This is a genomic window from Caballeronia grimmiae, from assembly GCF_000698555.1.
Classification (GTDB): domain Bacteria; phylum Pseudomonadota; class Gammaproteobacteria; order Burkholderiales; family Burkholderiaceae; genus Caballeronia; species Caballeronia grimmiae.
On the sequence record NZ_JFHE01000029.1, the window covers coordinates 56,293 to 68,925 of the forward strand.

Genomic DNA, 12,633 nt, shown 5'->3' on the forward strand with positions numbered 1-12,633 from the left:
CATGAATATGAAAGCGAGCATTCCCATCATCCCGAACGTGCCGGCTGCCGTGCGCACGACGTGCCCTTATTGCGGCGTCGGCTGCGGCGTGAAGGCGACGCCTCGCAGCGCCGTCGATGTCGCCATCGCGGGCGATGAAGCGCATCCTTCGAACTTCGGGCGGCTATGCGTGAAGGGTTCGGCGCTGGGCGAAACCGTCGGACTGGAAGGACGCTTGCTGAGTCCGAAGCTGCGCGACAGAACAACCGGCGCACTCTCCGACGTGTCATGGGACGATGCGATCGGCACGGTGGCGAGCGGCTTCGCGCGCATCATCGACGAGCACGGTCCGGATGCCGTCGCGCTGTACGTGTCGGGGCAATTGCTAACCGAAGACTATTACGTCGCGAACAAGCTGATGAAGGGCTATATCGGCAGCGCGAACATCGATACGAACTCGCGGCTGTGCATGTCTTCGTCGGTGGCAGGGCACAAGCGCGCATTCGGCGAAGACCTCGTGCCGATGAATTACGAGGACCTCGAACTTGCGGACCTCATCGTGCTGGTCGGATCGAATACCGCATGGTGCCATCCGATCCTGTTTCAACGCATCATCAAGATGAAGGAGGCGCGCCCGGATGTGAAGATCGTCGTGATCGATCCTCGCTATACGGCGACGTGCGAGATGGCCGATCTGCATCTGCCGTTGAAGCCGGGCAGCGACGTGCGGCTCTTCAACGGACTGTTGGCGTTTCTCGCGGAGCACGGCGCAACCGATGCCGCTTTCATCGACGCCCACACGAACGGCTATGACGCCGCGCTCGCAGCGGCCATGCCCGCCGATATCGCGCAGCTTGCCAGGGATTGCAAGCTGGACGCGCATGACCTGATGACGTTTTACCGCTTGTTTGCGCGCACCGAGCGCGTCGTGACGGTGTACTCGCAGGGCGTGAACCAGTCGAGCGCGGGCACCGACAAAGTCAACAGCATCATCAACTGTCATCTTGCGACGGGGCGTATCGGCAAGCCCGGCATGGGGCCGTTCTCGTTCACCGGCCAGCCGAACGCGATGGGCGGCCGTGAAGTCGGCGGCCTCGCGAACACGCTCGCGGCGCATCTCGAACTGGACGATGCGCTGCATCGCGAGATCGTGCAGACCTTCTGGCACTCGCCGCGCATCGCGCAACGTGCGGGCCTCAAGGCCGTCGATCTCTTCGATGCGATCGAAGCAGGCCGCGTGAAAGCGGTCTGGATCATGGGCACCAATCCGGTCGTGAGCCTGCCTGATGGCGATCGCGTGAAGCGTGCGCTTGCGAAGTGCGAACTGGTGGTGAGTTCGGACATCATCGAGAAGACAGACACAAATGCGTTCGCCGATGTGCTGCTGCCCGCGCTCGGCTGGGGCGAGAAGGACGGCACCGTGACCAATTCCGAGCGGCGCATATCGCGTCAGCGTGCGTTTATTCCGGCGCCGGGACACGCGCGCGCGGACTGGCACATCATCTGCGATGTGGCGCGCCGCATGAATTTCGATGGTTTCGAGTTCGAAGGCCCGCATCAGATTTTCGACGAACACGCCCGTCTCTCGGCGTATCGCAACGATGCGTCCGATGGCGTGCCTCGTGCGTTTCATATCGGCGGACTGACTGCGCTCGATCGCGAGCGATACGATGCCCTGGAGCCCGTGCAATGGCCGCTGCGCGCGAAGGATGAGACTGGCGCCGCACGCCTCTTCGACACGCAACGCTTCAGCCATGCCGATGGCCGCGCCCGCTTCATCGCGACACCGCCGCGCGCGCCCGTCAACGCGCCGGATGCCGAGTATCCGCTCGTGCTCAATACGGGCCGCGTGCGAGACCAGTGGCACACGATGACGCGCACTGGCCGTTCAGAGAAGCTCGCCGGACACATCAGCGAATCGTTCATCGACATGCATCCGCAAGACGCGCTTGCGTGCGGCGTGCGCGAGGGCGAGCTTGCGCGCATCACGAGCCGCTGGGGTTCGATGATCGCGCGCGTGCAGCATGGCGGCGGCATGCCGCGCGGCAGCGTGTTCGTGCCGATTCACTGGAACGATCAGGTGGCATCGGATGCGCGAGCCGGCGCAGTGGTGAACCCCGTCGTCGATCCCGTTTCCGGCGAGCCTGAATTCAAGCACACGCCCGTTGCGGTCGAGAAGTTCCATGTGATGTGGCATGGCTTTTCGTTCTCGCGCGACGTCCCCGCGCTCGATACCGTCACGCACTGGACCCGCGTACACGGCGCCCGCTTCGTGCGCTATGAACTTGCGGGACGCAATCGTTTCGATGCGGCGCATGGGGATCATCGCGAATGGGCGCGTGCGTTTTTCGCTATCGACGATCCGCACGCCGACTGGATCGAATACGAAGACAAGAGCGCGGGTATCTATCGCGCGGCGCATGTGGTGAACGACCGCATCGAGCATTGCATCTTCATCTCCGAGCGCCCGGATCTGCCGGCGCGTGCCTGGCTTGCGAGCCTGTTTTCGAAAGATTATCTCGACGATGAAGACCGGGTGAGTCTCTTGCTCGGTCAGCCGGTCGGCAAGGGCGAGGACACCGGGCCGACAGTGTGTTCATGCTTCGGCGTGGGCCGCAATACCATCTGCAATGCGATACGCGACAAGAACCTCAAGACGGCAGCCGACGTCACCGCTTGCGTGAAAGCGGGCGGAAACTGCGGTTCTTGCGTGCCGGAGTTGAAGAAGCTGATCGTCGAAACGGAGATGGCGCGGCTCAGTACCGTGTGATACGAGCGGCATGGATGCCGCGACTGAATCTGTTTAACCTGCGGACCGCACGCCTATCTTGTCGCCACGCGCCGGCGTATGTTGCGGCACGGCGTGCGTCGAGCCGATCGGACGATCATCATTGCCGAAGCGTGCGATGGAGAATGCGAACGTGTTGACGCCGTTCGCGCTCGTCGCCGACACCGTGCCGCGGTGCATCTCCGCCACGGCCTTGACGATCGCGAGCCCGAGGCCATGATTCTCGCGGCTGTTCGTGCGTGAGCTTTCCGCACGGAAGAAGCGGTCGAACAGATGCTCCATGATAGGCGGCGCAATCGGCTCGCCGGGATTCGTCACCGCGACGCGCACGTGTCCGTTTTCACGCGCAATCGACACGGATATCGTTGCGCCCGGCGCGCAATGCTGGATTGCGTTCATCACGAGGTTAGACAGCGCACGGCCAAATAGCGATGTGTTGACGAAGGCGCGGGCGTCGCCGCTCGATACCGCGCGCACTTGAGCGTCTTCGAGCGGAATCTCCAGAAACTCCAGCGTGCGATGCACTTCGGCCGCAAGCGAGACTTCCACGAGACCGGTCGCGCGTTCGCCCTGATCGGCTCGTGCGAGAAACAGCATGTCGTTGATGATCGCGCGCACGCGCTCGAATTCTTCGAGATTGGATTGCAGCGTGTGGCGCAGTTCGTCGATGGAGCGATCGCGCGTCAACGCCACTTCCGTTTGACCGATGAGAATGGTGACCGGCGTGCGCAACTCGTGCGCGACATCCGCGTTGAACGATTCGAGACGCCCATACGCATGGTCGAGCCGCTCCAGCGCGCCGTTGAAGGACTTCGCGAGGTCTTCGAGTTCGAAGGGCAGCGAACGCGTATCGAGCCGTTGCGACCGGTTGTTGGGCCTCACGTTCTGCGCGTCGCGCGTGAGCCGTGTCAGCGGTGCGAGACCGAGCCGCGCAACCGAATAACTGAGCAACAGCACGGCAACGGTTGCAAGCGCGAGCAGCGCCGCGAGCGCCAGACCGAACACGCGCATCGTGCGTACATTCGGCGAGCAATCGACCGCGACGAACAACTGCAGCGGCGGACGATCCGCGTAAGGCGGAATGGTCAGCGTCGTCATCAGCATGTCGTAGGCGCGGCCTTCGGGCCGGAAGCGCGCATAACCGCCGAGCACATGCTTGACGACGCGGCCCGCGGGCGGCAGGCCATAACTGAAGCGCGGGTCGTTGCTAGTCACTGCGAAGAGCGTCGAGCCGTCGCGCGGAGTGATGTCGGCGAGCTTCTCCTTCGCGATCTTCCACTTGTCCGGATTTGAAGCATGGGAAACGATGAGCCGTGCAATTTCCGCGCGATTATCGAGTGAATCGCGCAAGTGCTGCTCCAGTTGCATGCGCAACACCAGGAAGAGCCCTGAGCCGACGAGCGAAAACACGAACAGCGCGACGAGCGCGAACATCACCGCAAGCCGCCGCGCGATGGAACGCTGCACCTTCATGATGGCCTCGCGTCTTCCCTCGGTTCGCGCATGTCGCGCGGCTCGCGCACTTCGAGCACATAGCCCATGCCGCGCACGGTATGCAGCAGCTTCGTGCGGAACGGCCCGTCGAGTTTCGCGCGCAAGCGTTTGATCGCGGTTTCGACGACATTCGTATGGCTCTCGAAATCGACTTCCCAAACGAGTTCGGTGATCGCCGTCTTCGAGAGAATGTCGCCGTGACGGCGCGCGAGCACGCTCAAAAGCTGGAACTCCTTCGCGGTCAGATCGAGTCTTACGCCATCGCGGGTGGCGCGGCGGCCGATGAGGTCGACGTATAAATCGCCCACGGATATCAGTGTCGATTCCTGCGCGCGTGTGCGGCGTGCGAGCGCATGCAACCGTTCGACGAGTTCGAGAAACGAGAAGGGCTTCGTGAGATAGTCGTCCGCGCCTTCGCGCAGGCCGCGCACGCGATCGTTGATGTGATCGCGTGCGGTGAGCATGATCACGGGCGTCGATTTTTGCAGACGCAGCGCCTTGAGGACCGCGAAGCCGTCGCGGCGCGGCAGCATCACGTCGAGCACGATCACGTCGTAGTCGTATTCGATCGCGAGATGCGTGCCTTCTTCGCCGTCCATGGCGATATCGACGACCCAGCCTTGCTCGGTCAATCCCGAGCGCAGGTAGTCCACCACCTTATGCTCGTCTTCCACTATCAGGACTTTCATGCCTGCCCCTGTGCTTGTTCAATGTGTGCTTGCCGCATCCGCGCTTTCGACACTATACGAGCGTTGCGCGCTGGCCGCATCGTTGTGTGCTGCTTCATCGACGTTCCATCCTCCGCCCAGCGCCTTCACGAGCGCCACCGAAACCGTGTGCTGCTGGCCGCGTATCTGCACGTCCTGACGCTCGCTCGTGAGCAGTTGCTGTTGCGCGGTGATGACATCGAGAAACGCGACGAGACCGCCCGAATAACGATCGTTCGCAAGCGAAAGCAGGCGCTCTGCATCGACGACGGCCGCGTGTGACTGCTTCGCCGCGCCGTCGAGCACCGACAATCCGACGATGCCGTCCTGCACTTGCTGAAACGCATTGAGCACGGTCTGACGATAGTTCGCCTCCGTCGCCCGATACCCTTCGCTTGCGAACGCGACGGCAGCCGAGCGGCGTCCGCCATCGAAGACGACCTGGCTGGCCATCGTGCCGATGGTCCACAAAAGACTCGGCGCGGACACGAGACTCGCCAGCGCCGTGCTTTCCCAACCGATCGTGCCGTTGAGCGTCAGGCTCGGGAAGAACGCCGCCTTCGCCACGCCGATTTGCGCATTGGCTGCGGCCATCGCGCGTTCGGCTGACGCCACATCGGGCCTGCGCTGAAGAACGTCGCTTGGCAAGCCGAGCGGTATCGCGGGGATAGGGTGCGTGTCGTGCATCGGTGCAATGGCGAACTGCGGCGCGGGTGTGCCGACGAGCGCCGCAATCGCATGCTCGAACTGCGCTCGCTGATTGACCAGCAATTGCGCCTGCACGCGCGTCGAATCGAGTTGCGATTGCTGTTGCAGCACATCGAGGCCGGATACCGCGCCGAGATCGTGTTGCGCCGTCACGTAATCGAGCGCTTTCTTCTGAAGCTCGACGGAGCGGTTCAGCACGTCGATCTCGGCGTCCAGTTCGCGCATCGAAAAGTAATCGCTTGCCAGGTCCGTCGTCAGCACGAGGCGCGCGTTGGCGAGATCGTCGCGCGACTGTTCCGCCGATGCCTGCGCGCTTTCCACCTCGCGACGAATGCGGCCGAAGAGATCGATGTCGTAATCGACGGTCGGCGCGAGCTTCAGATCGCTCTGCACCGTCGACATGCTCGGCGTCGTGTAATTGTTCACCGGGCGATTGCGCGACGTGCGCGAGCGCGATGCCTGCGCGCCGAGGTCCACTTCTGGCAGCGCAAGCGATGAAGTCTGTGCGAGCGTCGCACGCGCTTGCTCGTAGTGCGCGCTCGCGGCGGCAAGCGTCTGGTTTCGCGCGAGCGCCTGCGTTTCCAGCGCATCGAGCGCGGTGTCGCCGAAGCCGCGCCACCAGTCGAGCGCGAGCGGCGCATGGGAAGGTTCGCCGATGCGCCAGTACGAATCGGTCTTCCAGTCAGGCGGCGTTTCCGCGATCGGACGCTTGTAGTCGGGGCCGACGGTGCAGGCCGCGAGCATCGCCAATGAAAGCATGACGGCGACGGTTCTCACGACGCCGCCTTCTTGTCGGGCGCCACGACGACATGATCGCCGTCTGCAATCGAATCGCTCGGGTTGATGATGATCCTGTCGTTCTGACCGATGCCGCTTTCGATCTCGAGGGATCGCCCGAGGTCTTGCGCGATCACGATCTTGCGCAATTGCACGTGGCCGTTGTTATCGACGACAGCGAGGCGCGGGCCTTCGGAACGAAACAGCAGCGCGTTGCCCGGCACGAGCAGACGCGCATGCGCCGACGACGGCAACGCGACCTGCACATAGGCGCCGGGCCGCAGGCGTCCATCGGGATTCGGCAGCGTCACTTCGACTTGCAGCGAGCGCGTGGCGACATCGATCGCACCCGACACGTGCGTGATCTTCCCGTGAAACCGCTGGCCCGAGAGTTCCGCCTGCGTGACGACGACCTGCTGTCCGATCGATACGTTCTGCGCATACGCTTGCGGCAGTTGCACGTACACGCGCAACGGATCGGACTGTGCGAGCGCGAAGAGCGCGCGGCTCGCGCCGCTGCCCGCATCGATGAGATCGCCGACATCGACATTGCGTTGCGTGACCACGCCCGCGAACGGCGCGACGATGCGCTTGAACGATTCGAGCTGACGCAGACGCTTCACGTTGGCGTCGGCGGCGGCGAGGTTCGCGACGTTCTGGTTATACGCACTCTGCCGTTCGTCGAGTTCCTGTTGCGAGACGGCATCGCGCTGGCGCAACTGCTGCCAGCGTTGCAGCGAGCTTTTGGCAAGCACGAGGCTCGATGCGGTCTGGTCGCGTTGCGCGACGGCTTGCGCGAGTTCCTGATCGATCTCGGGCGTATCGAGATCGGCGAGCAGCTGGCCCTGCTTCACTTGCGCGCCGATATCGACATACCAGTGCAGCAGATAGCCCGTGGCGCGTGCATAGATCGGCGATTCGACGAAGCCGCGCAAGGTGCCCGGCAACGTGGTGTCGCCGCCGCTGGTCGCCTGCGTCGGCGCGACGACATTCACATACTGCTGTGCATTTTGCTGCGTGCGCGTGGCAACCGAACGGCCGTGCAAGACATCGGTCACGACCGTGCGCGCCGCGCCGATTGCAAGCAGCGCAAGCACGATGAAGATCGCGATCTTCGCGCGCTTCCATTCGAGACTGCGCGGCGGCAGCGCGGGGCCCTCATCGGAATCGCGCGCAGGAATCGCGAGGGATGCGTGGTTCTTTTCTGTCATGTTCGGCGAGAGACGTGAGACGGTTTAGCTTGCTTCATTGTCGTGCGGGTCTGCGTTTCGCCGCGCTTTGCGGGCAATGCGCGAATGAATGCCGGCGAAAACGAGCGGCACGAAGAAGAGCGTCGATACGGTGGCGAACAGCAATCCGCCGATGACCGCGCGGCCGAGCGGTGCGTTCTGCTCCGCGCCTTCGCCGAGACCGAGCGCCATCGGAATCATGCCGATGATCATCGCGAAGGCGGTCATCAGGACCGGACGGATGCGGCTCGCGCCTGCTTCGAGCGCGGCAGTGAGGGGCGGTGCGCCGGCCGTGAGACGCTGGCGCGCGAACGAGACCATCAGGATGCTGTTCGCGGTGGCGACGCCCATCGTCATGATCGCGCCGGTCAAAGCTGGCACGGACAGATGCGTGCCCGTGAGAAACAGCATCCATACGATGCCGGCGAGCGCGGCGGGCAACGCGCTCACGATGATGAGCGGATCGACCCACGACTGAAAGTTCACGACGATCAGCAGATACACGAGCACAATCGCCATCGCGACGCCCACGCCGAGGCCGAAGAACGATGTGCGCATCGTTTCGACCTGTCCGCGCACCGCGATCTGGCTTCCGCGCGGCAAGGTGCGGCGCGCTTCGGCGACGAGATGATCGACCTGCCGCGCGACGCTGCCGAGATCGCGCCCTTCGACGCTCACGAAGATGTCGATCACCGGACGGATGTTGTAGTGCGTGACGACCGCGAACTCGCTTTGCGGCGAGAGGCGCACCAGATTGCCGAGCAATTGCGTCGGTCCATTCGACGATGCGGATACGGGCGTGCGCATCAGTTCGTCGATCGACGACACCTGATATTGCGGCGTCTGCACGGCAAGGTTGTACTCGACGCCGTTGCGCGGATTGAACCAGAACCCCGGCGATGTTTGCGAGCTTCCGGAGAGCGAAACCAGCACGTTTTGCGCAACATTGCTTGCGGAGAGATTGAGTTGCTGCAGGCGCGTTCGGTCCATTTGCAGATTGAGCGTCGGCTCGTCGAGCTTTTGCTGGATATGCGTATCGACGTTGCCGGGGATCATGCGAATCTGCTTCATCAGCTTGCTCGCGGCCTCGAAGTTCGCTTGCTGGTTTTGCCCCTGTATCTGCACGTCGATGGCGGCGGGCAAGCCGAAATTGAGGATCTGCGTGACGATATCGGCCGGCTGAAAGAAGAACTCAACGCCGGGAAAGCGGTGCGGCAACAGGTTGCGCAACGTGTCGATGTAGTTCTGCGTCGGCGCATGATCGGGCGTGAGCGCCACCTGAATCTCGCCATCGAGCGTGCCGATCGTGCCCGCGTTGCTGTACGAGAGATTGATGCCGCTGTACGGCAGGCCGAGGTTGTCGAGTATTGTCGTGAGTTCGTCTTGCGGCACGACCTGACGCACCACCTTTTCGATCTCGTCCGCGAGACGCGCGGTTTCCTCGATGCGCGTACCGGTCGGCGCACGCATGTGCAAGCGGATATCGCCGGCATCGACGCTGGGGAAGAAGTCTTCGCCAAGCAGAAACACGAGGCCCGCCGACGACACGCAGAACCCGAGAAACAAGGCTCCGAACATGCGGCGGCGCACGAGCAAAGTGCTCAGAATGACGATATAAGCGCCACGCATGCGCTCGAAGCCATGATCGAAACGGCGATGCAGCCGCACGAAGACATTGGGCTTGCGGTTCGCGCCGGGTGCATGCGCGTGGCCCATCAGCAGCATCGCGAGCGTCGGCACGAGCGTGCGCGAAAGAACGTAAGACGCGATCATCGCGAAGACGACGGCTTCCGCGAGCGGCACGAAGAGATAGCGGGCGACGCCGGTGAGAAAGAACATCGGCACGAAAACGATGCAGATGCAGAGCGTGGAAACGAGCGCCGGCACCGCGATTTCGCCGGCGCCTTCGAGAATCGCGTCGTGCAGATCGGTTCCCATGTGCAAGTGACGTTCGATGTTCTCGATGGTCACCGTGGCGTCGTCCACCAGGATGCCGACCGCGAGCGCGAGGCCACCGAGCGTCATGATGTTGATCGTCTGCCCGAGCGCATGCAGCGCCAGCAGGGACGAAAGAATGGACAACGGAATCGAGATTGCGATGATGCAGGTACTGCGCCAGTTGCCGAGAAAGAGCAGGATCATCGCGGCAGTCAGCGCCGCCGCGATCAGCGCCTCGCGCACGACGCCCTGCACGGCGGCCTTCACGAATACGGACTGATCGAACAGTGCGCTGATCTTGAGGTCCTGAGGCAACGAGCCGCGCGCCTGCGGCAAGAGATCCTGCAGCGTATTGACGATGGAGAGCGTCGACGCATTGCCGTTCTTGAGCACGGAGATCAGCACGCCGCGGTGTCCGTCCTGCCGAACGATGTTCGTCTGCGGCGAGAAGCCGTCGCGCACGTGCGCCACTTCGCGCAGATACGTCGTGGCGCCGTTCACCGTGCGCACCGGGATATCGTTGAGGCCCGCGACGGTCGTGGGCGACCCGTTCATGTTGATCGTGTATTCCTTCGGGCCGATCTTCGCGGTGCCCGTCGGAAGGATCAGGTTCTGCGCGTTCACGGCGCTGACCACGTCGGTAGGCGTGAGCCCCTTGGCAAGCAGCGCGCGCGTGTCGAGGTCGACTGAGATGAGGCGCGTCTTGCCGCCATACGGATACGGCACGGCTGCGCCCGGTATCGTCACGAGTTGCGGGCGCAGAAAGTTGAGCGCCGTGTCGTTCAGGTCCTGTTCCGATTGCTTCGGGCTAGACAGGCCGAGCTGAATCACCGGAATGCTGGAGGCCGAATAGCTGATGACGAGTGGCGGCGTCGCGCCGGGCGGCATCTGCTTGAGTTGCGCCTGTTCGACAGCCACGGTCTGCGCAATCGCCGTCTGAATGTTGGCTGTCGGTTGCAGAAACAGCTTGATGATCGCGATGCCCGGCAGCGACTGTGACTCGATGTGCTCGATGTTGTTTACCGTCGTCGTGAGGCTGCGCTCGTTGACCGACGTGATGCGATTCGCCATGTCCTCCGCAGAAAGGCCCGTGTAATTCCAGATGATGCTGACCACGGGAATGTCGATCTCGGGCAGCACGTCCACCGGCGTCGTCAGGAGGACGAAAGGTGTAGCCAGCAGGATCATGATGGCCATCACGATGAACGTGTACGGCCGCTTGAGCGCAACGTTGACGATCCACATCGAGTCGTTCGGAGAATGCGAGGGAAGGGCGCGGCCGGATGAGGCGCACGAAGTGTCGCTATGGTAGTGGCCAGGCGCCAACGACAAAATGACCTGAAAATGGCCCTTTCGTCATCTAAGGCAGTTTGAAAGAAAAAAGATCGCGGGCGATCGCAAGCTGCGCGATCGCTTCATGCGGCAGCGTTCAGTTCGCAGTGGAACCGTTCGTATTGGCGGGGAGATTGCGCGGCGTGGCGGAGCGATAAACGCTTGCGCCGGTATAGATGCCTTCTTTGATGTCGAGGAAACTGCCGGGATAACGCTGATCGTCGACGCCGGGGTAATAGCCCGCTCGTTCAGCGCGAACCAGATCGTCGACGACTTGCTGACGCGTGAGGCCGCTGGTTTGCGCTGCCGCGACGACGGGCGACAGCGCAACGACAGCGATGGCAATGCGCATGACTGGCTTCATGGCGAACTCCTCATACGAAGGGATCGAGAGACACGGCTACAGTGCGCGGCCACGTCATCGTGACGCGGCCTCGTTCATTGTAGGCATGCCCCGCGCGCTGGAGTTCGCCTGCGACGGCGCTTTTGCAACCAGCGGCGCGAACCTTACTGCGGCGTCTGTCCGGGCGGCGTGGTCGACATCGAACCGCCCGATGCCGACGTGCCATCCGGCGATGCACCATATGCGTTGCCCGAACGGATCTTTTCTTCGGCGGCCTGGATGTTGTTGGGATAGAACGCGTCGCGCTCCGACGGGTTGTAGCCGGCCTGCTCCAGTTGCTGGAGTTGCGCCTTGACCTGCGCGCGCGTCAGCCCTTCCTGGGCGGAGGCGACGAGCGGCGAAGCGACGAGGGCGGCGACGGCAATGCGGGTGACTAGCTTCATGGCGGACTCCTCAAGCGAGTGACGGGCGATCGCGATATGCACGCCAGGATCACGTGCAGATTCTATTTGTCGGACAGTGACGACATGCTGGCGTGCAGATGGCGCCTCCGTCAGACGTATTGCCATGCGCGCCCTGAAAGCGCGCGGGGCCGGTGATAGACTCGCCTGCTCGTTACGCTTGCCTTTCGCGCCTCTTATCGCATGTTCAAATTGCCGACCACGGCGACCGCGCCGTTCTGCCCGTCCGAAGTCAAAGGGTCCGTCATCGTCGCGCCCGGTGCGCCGCTCTGGAAGAAACTGCTGCAATTCGCCGGGCCGGGGCTGCTGATTTCCATCGGCTACATGGACCCCGGCAACTGGGCGACGGATATCGAAGCCGGGTCGCGCTACGGCTTCAGCCTGTTGTTCGTCGTTGTTTTGTCGAGCCTGGCGGCTATGGTGCTGCAATGCCTGGCCATGCGGGTTGGCATCGTCACCGGGCGCGATCTTGCACAGCTTTCGCGCGAGCGCTATTCGAAGCCCATCGCCAATGCGCAGTGGCTGCTCGCGGAGCTTTCGATTATCGCGTGCGACCTCGCTGAAGTGCTCGGCGGCGCGCTGGCGTTTCACTTGCTGTTCGGCTGCTCGCTGATGTGGGGCGTCGTCTTCACCGCTTTCGATACGATCATCGTGCTCGGCCTGAAGGGGAAGAACTTCCGCGATCTCGAGGCGATCATGCTCGGGCTGATCGCGACCATCGGCGTCGGATACATCGTGGAACTGGCGCTCGTGAAGCCGCACTGGCCCGCGGTGGCGGCGGGGCTCGTGCCGTCCATCGACGTGCTGTCCAGCCGGGAGCCGCTTTATCTCGCGATCGGCATTCTCGGCGCGACGGTCATGCCGCATAACCTGTATC

9 protein-coding genes are annotated in these 12,633 nt (G+C 63.0%); 2 read left to right on the forward strand and 7 right to left on the reverse strand.

Going from position 1 to position 12,633, the window contains the following annotated elements; translation table 11 throughout:
- Position 1: 1 nt before the first annotated feature.
- Positions 2-2,749 carry a nitrate reductase gene (locus tag BG57_RS23005; protein WP_035968468.1) on the forward strand — a complete coding sequence of 916 codons (2,748 nt, stop codon included), beginning with the start codon at positions 2-4 and terminating at the stop codon, positions 2,747-2,749.
- 33 nt (positions 2,750-2,782) lie between these two features.
- Here BG57_RS23005 and BG57_RS23010 read toward each other — a convergent pair whose 3' ends face one another.
- The 7 genes from BG57_RS23010 to BG57_RS23040 form a co-directional block, all read right to left on the reverse strand.
- On the reverse strand, positions 2,783-4,234 hold the full coding sequence (locus BG57_RS23010; protein ID WP_052005953.1) for a heavy metal sensor histidine kinase: 1,452 nt from the start codon (positions 4,232-4,234) through the stop codon (positions 2,783-2,785).
- Positions 4,235-4,236: 2 nt separating this feature from the next.
- Positions 4,237-4,950, reverse strand: coding sequence for a heavy metal response regulator transcription factor (locus BG57_RS23015; RefSeq protein ID WP_035968469.1), 714 nt, complete (start codon positions 4,948-4,950; stop codon positions 4,237-4,239).
- Between the two features lie 18 nt (positions 4,951-4,968).
- The gene (locus BG57_RS23020; protein ID WP_052005954.1) at positions 4,969-6,435 is read right to left on the reverse strand and encodes an efflux transporter outer membrane subunit; all 1,467 of its coding nucleotides are present in this window, start codon (positions 6,433-6,435) and stop codon (positions 4,969-4,971) included.
- Between the two features lie 14 nt (positions 6,436-6,449).
- Positions 6,450-7,664, reverse strand: a complete 1,215-nt coding sequence (locus BG57_RS23025; protein ID WP_035968473.1) for an efflux RND transporter periplasmic adaptor subunit — start codon at positions 7,662-7,664, stop codon at positions 6,450-6,452.
- A gap of 24 nt (positions 7,665-7,688) precedes the next feature.
- On the reverse strand, positions 7,689-10,865 hold the full coding sequence (locus BG57_RS23030; protein WP_035968475.1) for an efflux RND transporter permease subunit: 3,177 nt from the start codon (positions 10,863-10,865) through the stop codon (positions 7,689-7,691).
- A gap of 184 nt (positions 10,866-11,049) precedes the next feature.
- Positions 11,050-11,316: a DUF4148 domain-containing protein gene (locus BG57_RS23035; RefSeq protein WP_035968476.1), complete on the reverse strand. Its 267-nt coding sequence runs from the start codon at positions 11,314-11,316 to the stop codon at positions 11,050-11,052.
- A gap of 143 nt (positions 11,317-11,459) precedes the next feature.
- Entirely contained in the window at positions 11,460-11,738 is a 279-nt protein-coding gene (locus tag BG57_RS23040) for a DUF4148 domain-containing protein (protein ID WP_052005949.1), read from the reverse strand.
- Positions 11,739-11,939: 201 nt separating this feature from the next.
- Between BG57_RS23040 and BG57_RS23045 the strand changes: the two genes are divergently transcribed.
- The coding region (locus BG57_RS23045) for an Nramp family divalent metal transporter (protein ID WP_035968478.1) at positions 11,940-12,633 on the forward strand (694 nt) is incomplete at its 3' end.